We start from the raw sequence: 15,909 nt of genomic DNA on the forward strand, positions 1-15,909 counted from the left end.
GAGCGTCAGTTGCCGGCCGCTGCTTGACTGTCGAGTTCTCACGTTTGATTCGACGCAAGCGCGCAGCGATTGCGTCTCCCGTGCCCGCAATGGCGAGTACACTGAAAATGCCTTGGAAACAGGAGAATGCGATGATCGACGCTGGCCCCCAAAGAACCTTCCGAGGGCTGCCGCTAACCGTGGAGCAGGACGCGGAAGTGAGGCACTACATCAAGGATCGAACTCGGCGCGGGCTGCCATGGGACACGCCGGAGTTGAGCGCAATGCTCAAGGACATGCTGCATCCCCCGGGTGACGGCGAAGGTGATCCGGCTTCGGCGGCAGACGAAACCCGGGCAGCCGCCGAGCGCGCGACGGCTTCGGTTGACGAAGCGATGGACCCCATCGAGGCGAACGAGGAGTGGCATGCGGCCATGGAGTCGGAGGGCATGAAAGGGCCGAGACGATAGACGCGGCGCAACGACGCTCCGATTCCTGCAGCGCCGCATGCGGGGCATACGCGCCGTATGCCACGCGTTTCAGGAATGGCACGTTCCGCGTAGCGCGTGCGCTGCGTCGCACCGGATGCGGCACGACTGCCGGCGCGCATGGCGCCCCCATCGTGAGCCGCCCGGCACGCAATCCGTCCGCAGGTGATTTCAGACGCAGCCGGTCACGGCACCCGCGTCGCATGGCGCCAGCGAAACTGCGAGCGGCATCTCGTCGCCGGGCGCCCGGCAGCGGGCGCCCTGTCAGTGTCTGAGCACGCAGACGGCCACGATTTCGTATCCGGGGTCGGCATGCACGTGCGCGGCCTTTTCCGCTTCCTCATACGAACCAAACGACGTGGCATCTTCAACCGCCGGTGCCATGCCGATATCGCCATCCTCGGCGGTGCAGAGGAACTGCTCGCCGGTCTTCACGACGTAGACGGACAACATGATTCCCTCCATCGTTTGCAGGGGGGGAATTCCAGTCTAGCAGGCCGGAAAAGGGGTGCAGGCGGTTTGCAGCGTCCTTTCCGCGAGGCCTGCGACAGGCGCGAAAAGCCGTGCACAATACCGGCATGCAAAACCCTGACCTCGAACACCTCGTCACCGTCACCATGCCCTTTGGAAAATACAAGGGCCGGCTCATTGCCGACCTCCCCGGGCCTTACCTCAATTGGCTGGCCCGCGAAGGGTTCCCGCGCGGCGAAATCGGCCGTCAGCTTGCGCTGATGCACGAGATCGATCACAACGGCCTGCGAGGCTTGCTGGAGCCGTTGCGCAAACGCGGATAGCGCCGGTCGGATGCCATCGACGCAGCGCGCTGCGGCAGCCCCGCCTCGTCTGCGGAATCACCGCGCTGCCGCTGCTGACATAGAATAGAAAACAGTCCCTTGAGGACGAGTTGATGGCAAGAAAGGGGTGCCATATGAGACGCCTTTATTTCCTCGTACCCGATACGCAGATGGCGAAGGCCATCGTCGACGATCTACTGCGCGCACGTATCATCTGGCGCCATATCCACGTTCTCGCCGACCACAGTGTCACACTCGATCAGTTACCCGAAGCATCGTTGCTGCAAAGCAGCGACGTCGTGCATGCGCTCGAACGCGGTGTCGCGCTCGGCGGCGCGGCCGGTGCGCTGATCGGACTCGTCGCGCTGGTATTTCCCCCGGCGGAACTTGTGATCGCGGGCGGCGCCGTCGTCGGGCTGACGTTGGCGGGAGCGGGTTTCGGGGCGTGGACCGCCGCGATGATCGGCATCGCCGAGCCGAACGCGCGACTCCAGCGGTTTCGCGAGGCCATACAGGAAGGCCAGATCCTGATCATGGCCGACGTGCCGGCATTGCGAGAGCAGGAAATCGAAGAGATGGTCGCCCAGCATTTTCCGAAGGCGGACCTGGAGGGCGCTGAGCCTACTACACCGATCTTCCCCTGACGCGCAACAGCAAGCCGGCCTGCCCGACAGCCTGGTTCATCGATGCGTTTCGCCGAGTGCGCCGTTGCATGGCCGCGGCCGCGCGTCGCCACGCGCCGACGGCCCGCCGATGCGCCGATCCGGAACAGCGAACGGAACGCCGCCGCCGTGCCATGCGACGAGCGGATCGTTCGCCGATTGTGCAGGCGACCCTGTCCGCCATGCCGGATCGGGCCAGGGACGCAGGGCCGACGCGGTGACGCCTTCGGAACGGAAGCGCCGACGTCGAACCGTCGGCAAGGAGGTCGTATGGAACTGCACATTCAATCGCATCATTGGGAGCGTCGCACGCCCGACTGGGTCGCCGCTGCCGTGGCCGGGCTCGCGGGCGGTGCGCTGGTGATCGCGCTGGAATTCGTCTGGTCGACCCTCGTGCTCGGCACAAGCCCGTGGCAACCGACTCACAAGATCGCGGCGATGGTGATGGGCCGCAGCGCGCTCGGCCAACTGACGCAATTCAACCTTGAAATCGTGGCGATGGCGCTGCTGCTGCACTACGTGCTCGGCGCGATCATGGGGATGATGCTCGCCGCGATCATGGCGCCTTTCCGCTTCGATTCGAGCGTGGGCATGGAAGCCGTGATCGGGCTGGCGTTCGGGATCGTCGCGTATGGGTGGAACTTCTACGTCATGACGGCCGTGTTCCCGTGGTTCGTCTCCGAGCGCGGTTCCGGGCCCTTGCTGGCCAACCTGTTGTTCGGCGTGGTTGCGGCCATCACCTATGGCAGGCTGGAACGATTGCGCAAGCAGAACGCGGGCGACTGACCCATCGCGCTTCCCGCCGCGCCGAGCTTGAACGCGCGGCGCCCGCGGGAGACACGGAACCTGGTGTCGGCGGCTCTGGCGAGTGATACACGGCGAGGCGGCCTATGGCCCTTGCGATTGCCCTGGTCCTGATCATCCTGTTGGCGGTGGGGTTTCACTTTGCCAGTCCGTGGTGGATCACGCCGATCGCGTCGAACTGGGTGCGCATGGACGACATGCTGACGATCACGCTCGTCATCACCGGTGCATTCTTCGTCGCCATCAACCTGTTCATCGTGGTCGCACTGGTGCGCTATCGCCACCGCGGCGGGCATCGCGCCGCCTACGAACCGCATAACCGGAAGCTGGAATGGTGGCTGATCGGCCTGACCGTCGTCGGTGTGGCGGCGTTGCTGGCGCCGGGGCTGTTCGTCTACGCGGACTACATCCGGCCGCCGCGCAACGTGCTGCAGATGGAAGTGCTCGGCCAGCAATGGCAATGGCGATTCCGGTTCGCCGGCCCCGGCGGCAAGCTGGGCACGACCGACGTGCGCTACATCAGCGATGACAATCCGTTCGGCCTGAATCCCGCCGACCCGAACGGTCGCGACAACTACCTGATCGAGAGCCCCGAGGTGCACCTTCCGCTCAACCGGCCGATCCAGGTCCTGACACGGTCGCGCGACGTGCTGCACGACTTCTACGTTCCGCAGTTCCGCGCGCGGATGAACATGGTGCCCGGCATGGTGACCACCTTCTGGTTCACGCCGACCAGGGCAGGCCGTTACGACATCCTGTGCGCGCAGCTCTGCGGGATCGGACACTCCGGCATGCGCGGCGTGGTGGTGGTGGAAGACGAAGCCGCGTTCTCGCGCTGGCTGGCGCGGCAGACCACGTTCGCGCAGCAGCAGCTGGCTCACGTGCAGGCCGCACCGGCCGCGGCGGGCGGCAGCGCGCAGGCGCTCGCCAACCTGGGCAAGACGCTCGCGGCGGCCAAGGGCTGCGTCGCCTGCCATACCGTGGACGGCAGCCCGCTCGTGGGCCCGACCTGGAAAGGCCTGTACGGCAAGACCGAAACGATGGCCGACGGCAGCACCGCGAAGGTGGACGAAGCCTATCTGCGCGCGTTCATCCGCAATCCGACGGCCCGCGTCGTGAAGGGCTTCTCGCCGATCATGCCGCACTTCGACCTGAGCGAGCAGGAACTGACCGCGCTGGTGGCCTATATCGAGGCACAGGGCGGGACACCGGCCCGCACTGCGGCCCAGCCGTAGCGGAACAGACGGAGCAGACGGAGCAGACGCCATGACCTATGCGCACACCGACCACGTCTCGCAGAGCTTCTGGACCCGCTACGTGTGGAGCCAGGACCACAAGGTCATCGCCGTGCAGTACGCGCTGACGGCCATCGCGATCGGCCTGGTCGGCCTCGTATTGTCGGACCTGATGCGGCTGCAGCTCGGCTTCCCGGGCAAGTTCGCGTTCATCGACGCGAACCACTACTACCAGTTCGTCACCATGCACGGCATGATCATGGTGATCTACCTGCTGACGGCGCTGTTCCTCGGCGGCTTCGGCAACTACCTGATCCCGCTGATGCTCGGTGCGCGCGACATGGTGTTCCCGTTTCTCAACATGCTGAGCTACTGGGTCTACCTGCTGGCCGTGCTGGTGCTGGTGTCGAGCTTCTTCGTGCCGGGCGGGCCGACCGGCGCCGGCTGGACGCTCTATCCGCCGCAGGCCATCCTGCCGGGCACGCCGGGCGTGGAATGGGGCATCGTGCTGATGCTCGTGTCGCTGGCGATCTTCATCGTCGCGGCCACGATGGGTGGCCTGAACTACGTGACCACCACGCTGCAGGCACGCACGCGCGGCATGACGCTGATGCGCATGCCGCTCACGGTGTGGGGCATCTTCATCGCGACCATCATGGCGCTGCTGGCGTTTCCGGCGCTGTTCGTGTCGGCGGTGATGATGCTGTTCGACCGGACGCTCGGCACCAGCTTCTTCATTCCGGCCGTGGTGTCGATGGGGCAGACGCTCAAGCACGCTGGCGGCAGCCCGCTGCTGTTCCAGCACCTGTTCTGGTTCTTCGGGCATCCGGAGGTCTACATCGTCGCGCTGCCGGCCTTCGGCATCGCGTCGGATCTCATCAGCACGCACGCGCGCAAGAGCATCTTCGGCTACCGGATGATGGTGTGGGCCATCGTCGTCATCGGCGCGCTGAGCTTCGTGGTCTGGGCGCACCACATGTTCATCGCCGGCATGAATCCGTACTTCGGCTTTTTCTTTGCCACCACCACGCTCATCATCGCCGTCCCGACCGCCCTCAAGGTCTACAACTGGGTGCTGACGCTGTGGCGCGGCGATATCCACCTGACCGTGCCGATGCTGTTCGCCATCGGCTTCATCAGCACCTTCGTGCTCGGCGGGCTGACCGGGCTCTACCTCGGCAACGTGAGCGTGGACATCCCGCTGTCGAACACGTACTTCGTGGTCGCGCACTTCCATATGGTGATGGCCGTATCGCCGATCCTGGTGGTGTTCGGCGGCCTCTACCACTGGTACCCGAAGGTGACGGGCCGCATGCTCGACGACACGCTCGGTCGCGCGCACTTCTGGATCACCTTCGTCGGCACCTATGCGATCTACTTCCCGATGCACTATCTCGGCATCCTCGGCATGCCGCGGCGGTATTACGCGTATCAGGGCTACAGCTTCATTCCGCATTCCGCGCAGACGCTCAACACGTTCATCACGATCGTCGCGCTGATCGTCGCGGCGGCGCAGTTGCTGTTCCTGTTCAACCTCGCGTGGAGCCTCGTGCGCGGCCGGCGGGCCGGCGGCAATCCGTGGCGGGCCACCACGCTCGAATGGCAGACGCCGCAAACGCCGCCCGCGCACGGCAACTGGGGCGCGACGCTTCCCGTCGTCTATCGCTGGGCGTACGAATACAGCCCGCCGGGGCAACAGGAAGACTTCGTGCCGCAGAACCAGCCGCCCGAGACCGCGCCTGAACCTGCACCGACCCATCCGGCACTGCACCCCGGCGAGGCGCACAAATGACCACGCTGCCGCGCCCCTTCGTGCCCGATGCGCCACCCGGCTCGCCGAATGCGGGCCGCACCGGCCTGGCCGTGTTCATGGCGGTTGCGACGATGTTGTTTGCGCTGCTGCTGCTCGCCTATGCGATGCGCATGCGTGAATCCGACTGGCAGCCGATCCCGCATCCGGCGCTGCTGTGGTGGAACACCGGCGCGCTCGCGCTGGCCAGCATCGCGATGCAGCGTGCCCGGCAACCGACCCTGCACCGCACGGCGTGGCTGGTGGGCGGCGGCGTGCTGGCGGCCGTGTTCGTGATCGGGCAACTGGCCGCGTGGCGCGTGCTGTCGGCGGCCGGGCAGACCGTTGCCGTCAATCCGTCCAACAGCTTCCTCTACCTGCTCACCGGCCTGCACGGGCTGCATGTACTGGGCGGCCTGGCAGCGTGGGGCGTGACGATCGCGCGGCTCCGGCGCGCCGACCCGTTCCGCGCTCAACGCGCCATCGCGCTGTGCGCGCTCTACTGGCATTTCCTGCTCGCGGTCTGGCTCGTGCTGCTGGCGGCGATGTGGTGGCTGACCCCCGGGATCGTCGTCGCCATCTGCGGGCCGGTGTATGGAGCCGCGCCATGACCGCGCCCACGGTCCACACCGAATCCGCGGCCGAATCGTCTGCGGCCCCGCCCGCCGATGCCCGGCCCGACGGCTGGCGCGGCATCGTCACGGACTGGTCGTCCGACCGCGAAGCCTTCAGGGTGCCGTGGGGCAAGGCGATGATGTGGATCTTCCTGCTGTCGGACACCTTCGTCTTCAGCAGCTTCCTGATCGGCTACATGACGGTGCGCATGTCGACCACGGCGCCGTGGCCCGATACCGCGAAAGTGTTCGGGCTCAGCGTCGGCGGCGTGGAAGTGCCCTTGCTGCTGATTGCCATCATGACGTTCACGCTGATCAGCAGCAGCGGCACCATGGCGATGGCCGTCAACTTCGGCTACCGGCGCAACGCGAGGCCCGCCGCCGCGCTGTTGCTGGCGACCGCGCTGCTGGGCGCGACCTTCCTGTCGCTGCAGGCGTTCGAATGGAGCAACCTGATTTTCCGTGAAGGGATCCGCCCGTGGGGCAACCCGCTGGGCGCGGCGCAGTTTGGCGCGTGCTTCTTCACGATCACCGGGTTCCACGGCTTCCACGTGACCTGCGGCGTGATCTACCTGCTGCTGATCGCACGCAAGATTCTGCAGCCGGGGTTCACCGAACACGGCAACTTCCAGATCGTCGAGATCGCCGGCCTGTACTGGCACTTCGTCGACCTGGTGTGGGTGTTCATCTTCGCGCTGTTCTATTTGTGGTGAGGCAGGCCATGGAGCATACCGATCCCGCCGATCGACCCGACGCCGCGCGCGGCCAGCAGCATCCGATCGGCCTCTACCTGAAGATCTGGGGCCTGCTGTTCGTGCTGAGCACGTTCTCGTACCTGGTCGATTACTTCAATGTGCAGGGCCTGATGCGCTGGGTGCTGATCGTCGTGCTGATGATCGCGAAGGCCGGGCTGATCGTGTCGATCTTCATGCACATGATGTGGGAGCGTCTGGCGCTGGTGTACGCGATCCTCATACCGCCGCTGTGCCTGCTGGTACTCATGGTGCTGATGGCGGCGGAAGCGCATCACACGTTCGGGATGCGGGCGCTGTTCTTTCGCTGATGCGTTCGCCGGGTGATCCACCGGCGACGGGCGCCGTGTCGGAGCGGGCGGCATTGCGTCTTTGGGGAACGACGCGTCCCGGACATCCGTTCACGCAAACCTGAAAGGAGGCCCCCATGAAATTTTCACGCCGACGTTTTATTGCAGTCACCAGCGTTCTCGCCTCCGCGCTCGCCGTTGGACGTCGCGCGGTGGCGGCAGATGCCGGTGCCGGTGTCGTGCAGGAAACCGATGCAAATGCCCAGGCGCTTGGCTACAAGACGGACGCCAGCCGGGTCGACCATGCGAAGTACCCGAAATTCCGGGCGGGCGAGGCCTGTGCGAATTGCCAGTTCTTCCAGGGCAAGGCCGGCGCCACGACGGGGCCGTGCGCGATTTTCGGCGGCAAGCTGGTCAATGCGAAAGGGTGGTGCAGCACTTATACGAAAAAGGCGTAGCCAGGGAGCGAGCAACTGGCGATGTCGAGATTCACGTCACGCTGAATTTTCGCCATTCGATTCGGAACTCGGAACTCGGCGCTGCGCTGACAGGTGGCCGACAGTCACCAGGCGTACGCGTTGCAACCGAAGCCATCGATCACGGGGGCTGGGCCGAACCTGATGCAGGGGGGGAGGTGGACGTTGGGGCGTCCGGCTCGGTTCGGCCAATAGTTGACGTTCGGGCAACACAGACTGCCGTCATTTCATTGGCCGCTTCGCTTCGTAACCTGCCCGATGGCCGATCGAAGCAGCTCGGACGTCCCCGACATTTATCGCCGTTTCAAGGCGTGGCATCAGGCCCGCGAGGGCGTGTCTTTATATTAAAATCAAATACTTAAGGCTATTTTTGTTGCAACGCACGTCACTTGCTCTTCGTTGATTGTGCGATCATGGTCCCAGCTAATCAATCCCGTTGTGGTAACCAGGCGATACAATCGTGACGGCAAACGTTCAGTCAGGAACAAACATATGAACCAAGTGAATGATTTACGGATCGAGTCACTGGTGTTGAAAGGCGTCGGTGTATTCGACGACACTAGAATTGATTTCTCAAGCAAGCCGGATGGAAGCGGTAAGGCTGAAGTTCATCTTTTTACCGGACCAAATGGGTGCGGGAAGAGCACCCTTTTATATGCGTTGGCCGGAATCTTTGATGGAATGAACGGTGCCGGGCTGGTACGGCGGCGCTATTTATCGACGGCGAGTACCGTTTCCTATAAGTCCAGCAGGTCCTACGGACAATACGGCGCTCAGCGACCGAACGCGGGCGATAAGGCAGACGAGCAAAATACGTTTTCGTCTGAGTTTGGCCCTGTAAGCTTATGGTACAACGACGTTTCGCAAGGGGTATATGGCGCTATTGATCGAGCTGATTTCCCAACGAATAATGAGATAACAAATATTCCTAGCTATAAGCAACTGCACGCGGGGTATAACCACGCGACGGGCCTATCCGCTACTACTTTCCCATTTGCAGCCTTCGCCTACTCAGGTCAAAGAACGCTAACGCAAGTATCTATCGGTGCTATCGCAGACGTTAGTGTGGCTCCGCTAGAGAATGCCTTGTCGTTTGATTTCACCGCACGACCTCAGATTATGGTGCAGTGGATAGCGAACAATCGCGCAATGGCAGCAATGGCAAAAGCGGACGGTGAGGATGCTGCTGCTGCTGCCTATGATTTGTCGCTAACGCGCATTACTGATGCGGTTCGCGATATTTGCGATCTCGATGTTCGATTCAAGGTGACTCGATCACCGCTGGCAGTCGCGGTAGTTGTTGGCGGTGTGCAGACCCCTTTTGATGCTTTGCCGGATGGACTTAAATCTGTCGTTTCATGGATTGCCGACCTGACGATCAGGCTGGAGGCGATTCCCTGGGAGGATAGGAGCATCGATATCTTTTCCCAACGCATTTTCCTGTTCCTCGACGAGGTAGATGTTCATTTACATCCTCGTTGGCAGCGCCGCATCTTACCTGCCGTTCAACGACTTCTTCCGAACGCGCAAATATTCGTGTCAACGCATTCTCCCTTCGTCGTGGGGTCTGTTGACGAGGCGTGGATATATCGGTTGCCGGAGCGTGGCAAGCAGCGCGAGAGGGTAATAAAGCCGCTACCTTCCGGAGCCGGTAAGAGTTATCGCTTGATTCTTGATGAGATATTTGGCATCGAGCAGGAGTTTGACGTCGAAACTGAGCGAATGTTCGATGAGTTCTATGCCGAGCGAGATCAATTCCTGCGACAACGCGCTAGTTCGGATCAGCTTCTGGGTGCCGCGACGCGGCTTGCCGAGCGTAGTGAGGAAGCGCGAACGATCGTCGAGACGGAGTTACGTCAAATTTCTCGCCGTAGCGGGGTGGAGGTAAGGCTTGCGTAGGATTGAAAGGCATGATGAGCCTGCGTGTTTGCTGGCCAACGCTCACGCTTGGAATGAAGACTTTGCTGCCCGGCGTCGCGATGATCCTAACGCCAGATTTAGTTGGCGTAGCCCACATTGTTATCGCCACATCCGGGACGCGTTGCTTCGGATGACCGCAGACCATTGCGCATTCTGCGACGGGCCACTCAAAGTTGAAAGTCGAGCGACAGTTGAACACTTCCGACCTAAGTCGGCATTTGCTCAGTTCGCGTTCACCTGGACTAACTTGTTTCCTTGCTGTGACATGTGCCAATCAGAAAAGCGTGAAAGCTTTGACGAACGGCTGCTCAAGCCGGATGAAGATGGTTATTCATTCGGACGCTACTTCGTTGCGAACTACAGGACTGGCGACATTGAGGCGCTACCTAGCGCCCCAGCGGAAGAGCAGGCCAGAGCAATCGAAACCATACGCATGTATGGGCTTAATTCTCCAGAGCGACGAAAGGCGAGAAAGCGGGAGTGGGAGTTCTACTTAAGAGAAAGAGAAGAGCCGGAGTCGGACGTTTTGATCGACGACTATCACTACCGGTTTTTTCTCGAAGGATGATCACGGCCCGAAATTCGGTTTGGTACGCTAACAGGAATGACCGCTTAGGAGAAAACCGGGTGGCCGCAAGGGGGCACGAAGGTGTCGTCGAGCGGCGCGGGGCGGCATTGGGCGGCATCCGGCCAGGAGCAGCCGTTCGACATCAAGACGTAGATCGCCGACAATCTACGCCACTCGCGGAACTGCTACTTGCTGCAAGTTCCATCGCTAGATCGGTCAACAATCCCGAATGTTAGAGGATCTCCTGATATGAGCTGGGACGTTTCGCTTTACAAATTCACTCGGCGATACAAAACCATAGAGGAGATTGCGCACGACGAACAGCCACTTTCTCTTGGTTCGCTTTCCGAAGTGCAAGCGGCAGTGTCAGAAGTTTTTCCGGGAACGGATTGGAGCGATCCTGTCTGGGGTATTTATGACAATGAATTCGGCTCGATCGAGTTCAATGTGGGCAAAGACGATCCAGTACAAAGCTTAGGCTTACATGTGCGAGCCAGCGATGCCGTCGTCGTCGGAATTCTCAATCTTTGCGAACGCATAAGTTGTCAAGCTATAGACCTGACCGACGGAAGCTTCCTCGACCAGTCGGAGTTCCCTGCCGCTGGGCTGGCGAAATGGCGTGAATACCGGGATCAGATCATCGGGAAGACTGGGGGCTAATTCTCCCATCCAACGGATGCTGCACGGTAGGCGCAGGCGTTAGCGATATCATCAGGCGTAATGCGCTTCGAGGGCAGTGAAAATACGCCCATGAGCGTCCGCTTCCGAGATGTGTGAACGTCGGCTCGGGGGCGACTACGGTCGACCGCATCAGGCAGTAGCCCACGATCATCGGTCATTGTCCCTCGACGGTCCTGACGGCCGTCCGCCGGCGCGAAGCGGACGGTGGTGCAGGGCGCCCGACCGGCGCCAACATAACCGGCGCATTGCGACTTGCCGAACGGCTTGGCCCGGACGCCACGATCGTGACGATCATGTGCGACACGGGCATGCAGTATCTGAAGTCGTTCGCGCAAGCGATCGGCCGATGGCCTTCGGGTGGATCGTAGCGGTCGATCAGTCGAACCTGATCAGGTCCTTGAAGATCAGGTGTCCCCAGCTTTTTCCGCGCGCGTGCACCAGCCATCCGCCTTTCGAAAGCCCGCCAAGCTGGATCGGCGCGAAACCGAGTTTTTCCGCGAGCGCACCGACCTCCGCTGCGGCGCCGTCATCGTCGCTCGCCAGGAACACGACGCGCCGGCCGCCGTGGACGGCCGGGTCCTGGTCGAGGACGGCAGCGACCAGATGGTTGAAGCCTTTCACCAGCCTCGCGCCGGCGAACGCTTTCGCGACGAAGGCCGAGGACGGGAGGCCGTCCAGTTCGTCAAGCGGGGCCTGCGTGTTCATCGCGTCGATGACCGTCTTCCCGGTCCAGTCGGCCAGTGCTTTGGCGACCGCCGGGTGCGACTCGAAACGAACCGCCAGAAAGAGGATGTCCGCCTTGACCGCTTCCGCAAGGGTGGTGGGGACGATCGTTGGCCCGATCGCGGCGGCATCGGCCGCAAAGCTTGCCGGATCGCGTGTGGTTGCAACGGCCACTTCGATGCCCTGGCGGGCGAACGCCCTGGCAAGCGCGCGGCCGATCTTGCCGAAGCCGATGATTGCGTAACGCATGTGTTTCTCCTTCGTTTCGCGGTGGGCTCAGAGCTTGTAGCCGCCGCTCGCCTCGATCGTCTGGCCGGTCACCCAATGGCCTTCATCGGAAGCCAGAAACGCCACGACATCGGCGATTTCCGAAGGCTCGCCAACGCGGCCCAGCGCGATTTGCGCCTCGAGCGCCTTAACGAGTTCGGGGTTCTCCCGAAGGGCGGCGTTCGCATCCGTTCGCGTGAAGCCCGGCGCGACGGCGTTCGCGGTGATGCCGCGCGGCCCCAGCTCGATGGCGAGCACATGGGTCAGCGTGTTGATCGCCGCTTTCGCCATCGAGTAGACGGGCGCCGCCGTAACGGGCTTCGTGGCGGCAGCGGAAGAGATGTTGACGATGCGTCCGCCGTCGGCGAGGCGATCGAGCGCGGCTTGAATGATGAAGAAGGGCGCGCGGGCGTAGACCGCCATCAGGGTGTCCCAGCTCTCCGGCGTCGCGTCCTTGAAGCCAAGCCAGCCGGAATTGCCGGCGTTGTTAACGAGAATGTCGAGGTTTTTGCTGCCGTGCCGTCGGGTGAATTCGTCGTCGAGTCTTTCGAACAAGGCCGGGACGCTCGCCGGGGCGACGAGATCCGCATGGATCGCAAACGCGGCGCCTCCCGCTTTCTCGATGGCCGCGACCGTCTCGTCCGCGCCCGATCGGCTGGCGTTGTAGGTCAGTGCGACTGTCGCGCCGTCCCTGGCCAGACGTTCGGCGATCGCGCGGCCGATGCCCCGTGATGCGCCGGTCACGAGCGCGGTCTTGCCCTTTAGCGATTGGGTCATGTTGTCCTTCTCCTTAGAGTTGTGCCAGGCCGCCGTCGACGGCGACCTCGCTGGCGGTCATGAAGCTGCTGTCCAACGACGCAAGAAAGGCGGCCGCCGCCGCGATCTCCGCCGGATCGGCCATACGCTGGAGCGGCGTCAGCGCGCCGTAGGCCCGCTGGCCTTCTTCGCCCAGCGCCTCCTTGGCCAGTTCGGTTGCTGTCGCCCCGGGCGACAGCACGTTGACCCGGATGCCGGTGCCCTTCAGGTCCTCCGCCCACGTCCGGGCGAGGTTGCGCACGGCGGCCTTGCTTGCGCTGTAAGCCGTGAATCCGGGCGCTCCCGTGGTCCCGGCGCTCGACCCGGTCAGGATGATCGAACCGCCCGCGCCCATCAGCGGCAGCGCCTGCTGGACCGTGAAGATCGTCCCTTTCACATTGGTGTCGAAGATGTCGTCGATGTGCTCGGCGGTGATCTCGCCGAGCGGAAGCGGGCTTCCCGTCCCCGCATTGGCGAAGACGATGTCGAGGGTCCCGCGCTCCGCCTTCACTGCCGCGTAGAGCCGGTCGAGATCGGTCGAATCGGAGACAGATCCCTTCACCGCGCGGGCATGGGGCCCAAGGTCGGCCACCGCGGCATCGAGCGCTTCCTGCCGACGGCCGAAGAGGAAGACGAACGCGCCTTCCTCGATGAAGCGCTTTGCCGCGGCGCGGCCGATGCCGGTTGCGCCACCGGTGATCACGGCGGTCTTTCCGTTCAGTCTGTTCATGTCGTGCATCCTTCGAGACAAAAGTGACGAACCTGATTCTGGCGCGCTTGATTCATGAAGCCAATTGACTGAATATCTATAAGTACCATCTACTTTCTAGATAGATATGCTGGACAACGTCACCATCAACCAACTTCGGGCGTTCGTCGCCGTGTGCGACCAGGGAAGCTTTTCCGGAGCGGCAAGGGAACTGAGGCGAGCGCAGTCGGCGATCAGTCACGCGATCGGCGCGCTCGAAAGCGCCTTCGACGTCGTGCTGTTCGAGCGCAACACGCGCAAGGCGACGCTGACGGCCGCAGGCCGCAGCCTCCTGCCCGATGCGCGCGGGGTGATCTCACGCACCGAGGAAATGAAGATGCGTGCGGTCGCGATTGCTGAAACCGGCGTCCCGCAGGTCTCGATCGCCGTGGACACCTATTTTTCGCGTGCGCACCTGATCGAATGCCTGCGCACGCTGCAGGCGGAGTTTCCAACGATTGCGATCAATCTGCGCATGACGACCATGCAGGGCGGCGAGCACCTGGTTCTGCAGGGCACGTGCGGATTGGCGGTGACGATCACGGACGTGCCCGAGCTGAGCCCGGGCACCATCGAACGACATCATTTATGGGATGCACAGATGGTGACCGTATGCGGGCCGTCGCATCCGCTGGCCGCCATGGCGCAGCCGATCCCGCGGGAAGAATTCGGCCGGCACATCCAGCTCGTCGTCACCGACAACCAGCCCGATGCGGAAAAGACCCAGCAAGGGGTCGCCAGTGAACGCCAGTGGTGGGTGAACGACCTCGGCGCGAAGCACGACCTGCTCAGGGGGAGCTTGTGCTGGGGACACATGCCGCGCCATATGGTCGAGGCGGACCTCGCGAAGGGAACGCTCGTCGAGCTCAAACGGCGCGGATGGCACATGCACCCCCTGACGTTCATGATCTCGCAGCGGCGCGGGTACGCGTTCTCCGGATGCGAGACACGGCTGGTCGAGCTTCTTGGCAAGTGCCCTTCGCAGAGGGTGGGGAGAGTGAAGTCGACGTAATGTGCGGGCGATTTCAGGAATTGCAGTTGTCGCTGATGGGGCGGTCACGGTGTTGATGGACAGCACCCGTTCAGCCGGCAAGAGGGTAGAGCTCGCCTTCATCGCCCCGGACGACGGCGGAAAGCGCCACCGCCAGGTGCATGGCCGCCGCCATCGTTGGATCGACTGCGGATAGATTCCTAGGCGCATTGAAACTTGCGCGGCCCCTGTTCCAGCTAAAGGTCTTGATCCATTCGCCGCCGACGAGGATCGACACAAATGAAATCGCCCTCGACAGTCAAACCGCTTGAACACCCCTTGGATGCATTCTCGTCGAGCATCGATTCTGCTCGCGAAGTTGTCTTGGCTGGACTACGATGGCCAACGCCATATTGGTGTGACCTTGCGATCGGTTGGTTGGAACAAGGTCTTGATGTTGACGACGAGATAGGCGACGTACTGCGAGAAATTTACCAGAATCGACGTTTTCCTCAGAGTCTGCGGCACCGTGCGTTTGCACTACACGTGCGATTCACGAGGAACCGGGTAGTGGGAAAGTCGCCAGAGTCGCGTTGACCGATTTCTTGGTCGGGCACGAGGGGCTCCGTTCTATCTTCGCTGCAATGGGAGCACGCGGTTACGGCGGAGAGTGATCTTCTTTCTCGTGCAAAAGCAGCTTGCGCAGTGCAGAAAGGATGAAGACAGGGAAAATCGTGGACGTGACCGCCGAGGAAAAGCGCCGCCGCGCGGAGATCGCGAAGTATCACGCGCGCCTGGTAGCTGGAGAATAAATACGTCAATTGGGCGACAGCGCATCGTTACGGCACCCCGCCAACTGCCTCCCACCTTTTGGGGTTCTTCGCAGGAAACCGTGGAGGGTTTGAGGGCGATTGCGTATCCTGACGCCTGACTTTAGGAGGTCAGGAGGAGGAATTGCTCGATCGAAAGGTACTTCAAGCGCTGGGTTGCTGGACAGGCTATCGGTTAGAGCGGGGGGGAATGGCCGGAAGGAGAAAGCCACACGCTCTCGCTGTATCTGAAGCCGGTCAGCAAGGTGACGTACTGCGAACAATGCGGGGCGCGCTGCCAGCAGATCCACGAGACGACGGTTCGCCGAGTGCGTGACCTGCCGCTGTTCGAATACCGGGTGATGTTGCACGTTCCGCGTCGCCGAGTCTGGTGCGAAAACTGCGGCGGCCCGCGGCTGGAGAAGCTGGCGTGGCCGGGCCGCTACCAGCGCGTGACTGAGCGATTCGCCAAGGCCTGCGAGAAGCTGCTGGAATCGGCCTGTTACGACTACGGCCGCCTGGCACGATACCGCAGATCGTCTTTT

The 15,909-nt window shown here is 62.5% G+C and carries 19 protein-coding genes and 1 pseudogene; 15 read left to right on the forward strand and 5 right to left on the reverse strand.

Features of this window, described 5'->3' with window-relative positions; genetic code table 11:
• Positions 1–131 precede the first annotated feature (131 nt).
• Positions 132–449, forward strand: a complete 318-nt coding sequence (locus tag ACPTTC_RS35500) for a hypothetical protein (RefSeq protein ID WP_423395993.1) — start codon at positions 132–134, stop codon at positions 447–449.
• Positions 450–731: 282 nt separating this feature from the next.
• Here the strand turns inward: ACPTTC_RS35500 and ACPTTC_RS35505 are convergent, their stop codons facing one another.
• On the reverse strand, positions 732–920 hold the full coding sequence (locus ACPTTC_RS35505; RefSeq protein WP_175952373.1) for a hypothetical protein: 189 nt from the start codon (positions 918–920) through the stop codon (positions 732–734).
• Between the two features lie 125 nt (positions 921–1,045).
• On the opposite strand from ACPTTC_RS35505, the gene ACPTTC_RS35510 reads away from it, so the two are divergent.
• The 12 genes from ACPTTC_RS35510 to ACPTTC_RS35565 all read left to right on the forward strand — a co-directional run bounded on the left by ACPTTC_RS35510 (position 1,046) and on the right by ACPTTC_RS35565 (position 11,031).
• Positions 1,046–1,261, forward strand: a complete 216-nt coding sequence (locus ACPTTC_RS35510; RefSeq protein ID WP_085040099.1) for a DUF3820 family protein — start codon at positions 1,046–1,048, stop codon at positions 1,259–1,261.
• Positions 1,262–1,395: 134 nt separating this feature from the next.
• On the forward strand, positions 1,396–1,905 hold the full coding sequence (locus tag ACPTTC_RS35515) for a hypothetical protein (RefSeq protein WP_043184322.1): 510 nt from the start codon (positions 1,396–1,398) through the stop codon (positions 1,903–1,905).
• A gap of 288 nt (positions 1,906–2,193) precedes the next feature.
• The gene (locus ACPTTC_RS35520) at positions 2,194–2,709 is read left to right on the forward strand and encodes a hypothetical protein (RefSeq protein WP_175952375.1); all 516 of its coding nucleotides are present in this window, start codon (positions 2,194–2,196) and stop codon (positions 2,707–2,709) included.
• Positions 2,710–2,813: 104 nt separating this feature from the next.
• The gene (locus ACPTTC_RS35525; RefSeq protein WP_423395994.1) at positions 2,814–3,962 is read left to right on the forward strand and encodes a c-type cytochrome; all 1,149 of its coding nucleotides are present in this window, start codon (positions 2,814–2,816) and stop codon (positions 3,960–3,962) included.
• 31 nt (positions 3,963–3,993) lie between these two features.
• Positions 3,994–5,754 carry a cytochrome c oxidase subunit I gene (gene ctaD / locus ACPTTC_RS35530; protein ID WP_423395995.1) on the forward strand — a complete coding sequence of 587 codons (1,761 nt, stop codon included), beginning with the start codon at positions 3,994–3,996 and terminating at the stop codon, positions 5,752–5,754.
• Complete coding sequence (locus ACPTTC_RS35535; protein WP_423395996.1) at positions 5,751–6,362, forward strand: cytochrome c oxidase subunit 3; 612 nt, start codon at positions 5,751–5,753, stop codon at positions 6,360–6,362. The genes ctaD and ACPTTC_RS35535 overlap by 4 nt, the downstream gene beginning before the upstream one ends.
• On the forward strand, positions 6,359–7,078 hold the full coding sequence (locus ACPTTC_RS35540) for a heme-copper oxidase subunit III family protein (RefSeq protein ID WP_423395997.1): 720 nt from the start codon (positions 6,359–6,361) through the stop codon (positions 7,076–7,078). Before ACPTTC_RS35535 ends, ACPTTC_RS35540 begins: the two co-directional genes overlap by 4 nt.
• An 8-nt stretch (positions 7,079–7,086) precedes the next feature.
• A complete protein-coding gene (locus ACPTTC_RS35545) occupies positions 7,087–7,428 on the forward strand; it encodes a cytochrome C oxidase subunit IV family protein (RefSeq protein WP_423395998.1) in 342 nt (113 codons plus the stop codon).
• A 116-nt stretch (positions 7,429–7,544) separates the two neighbouring features.
• On the forward strand, positions 7,545–7,865 hold the full coding sequence (locus ACPTTC_RS35550; protein ID WP_423395999.1) for a high-potential iron-sulfur protein: 321 nt from the start codon (positions 7,545–7,547) through the stop codon (positions 7,863–7,865).
• 510 nt (positions 7,866–8,375) lie between these two features.
• Positions 8,376–9,782: an AAA family ATPase gene (locus tag ACPTTC_RS35555; protein ID WP_423396000.1), complete on the forward strand. Its 1,407-nt coding sequence runs from the start codon at positions 8,376–8,378 to the stop codon at positions 9,780–9,782.
• Between the two features lie 151 nt (positions 9,783–9,933).
• On the forward strand, positions 9,934–10,371 hold the full coding sequence (locus tag ACPTTC_RS35560) for a hypothetical protein (protein WP_423396001.1): 438 nt from the start codon (positions 9,934–9,936) through the stop codon (positions 10,369–10,371).
• Positions 10,372–10,620: 249 nt separating this feature from the next.
• Positions 10,621–11,031, forward strand: coding sequence for a hypothetical protein (locus ACPTTC_RS35565; protein ID WP_423396002.1), 411 nt, complete (start codon positions 10,621–10,623; stop codon positions 11,029–11,031).
• A gap of 396 nt (positions 11,032–11,427) precedes the next feature.
• On the opposite strand, the gene ACPTTC_RS35570 is transcribed toward ACPTTC_RS35565, so the two are convergent.
• The 3 genes from ACPTTC_RS35570 to ACPTTC_RS35580 are packed head-to-tail and all read right to left on the reverse strand — an operon-like array spanning position 11,428 to position 13,567.
• Entirely contained in the window at positions 11,428–12,024 is a 597-nt protein-coding gene (locus ACPTTC_RS35570; protein WP_423396003.1) for an NADPH-dependent F420 reductase, read from the reverse strand.
• A 27-nt stretch (positions 12,025–12,051) separates the two neighbouring features.
• Complete coding sequence (locus tag ACPTTC_RS35575; RefSeq protein ID WP_423396004.1) at positions 12,052–12,819, reverse strand: SDR family NAD(P)-dependent oxidoreductase; 768 nt, start codon at positions 12,817–12,819, stop codon at positions 12,052–12,054.
• Positions 12,820–12,832: 13 nt separating this feature from the next.
• Entirely contained in the window at positions 12,833–13,567 is a 735-nt protein-coding gene (locus tag ACPTTC_RS35580) for an SDR family NAD(P)-dependent oxidoreductase (RefSeq protein WP_423396005.1), read from the reverse strand.
• Between the two features lie 106 nt (positions 13,568–13,673).
• On the opposite strand from ACPTTC_RS35580, the gene ACPTTC_RS35585 reads away from it, so the two are divergent.
• Positions 13,674–14,597, forward strand: a complete 924-nt coding sequence (locus ACPTTC_RS35585) for a LysR family transcriptional regulator (RefSeq protein WP_423396006.1) — start codon at positions 13,674–13,676, stop codon at positions 14,595–14,597.
• Between the two features lie 70 nt (positions 14,598–14,667).
• On the opposite strand, the gene ACPTTC_RS35590 is transcribed toward ACPTTC_RS35585, so the two are convergent.
• A complete protein-coding gene (locus ACPTTC_RS35590) occupies positions 14,668–14,853 on the reverse strand; it encodes a hypothetical protein (protein WP_423396007.1) in 186 nt (61 codons plus the stop codon).
• Positions 14,854–15,509: 656 nt separating this feature from the next.
• On the opposite strand from ACPTTC_RS35590, the pseudogene ACPTTC_RS35595 reads away from it, so the two are divergent.
• A pseudogene (locus ACPTTC_RS35595) lies at positions 15,510–15,879 on the forward strand (transposase family protein); the annotation flags it as partial.
• Positions 15,880–15,909: the final 30 nt, after the last annotated feature.

Origin of the sequence: Burkholderia mycopellens, assembly GCF_964265025.1 — a bacterium.
Lineage (GTDB): Bacteria > Pseudomonadota > Gammaproteobacteria > Burkholderiales > Burkholderiaceae > Burkholderia.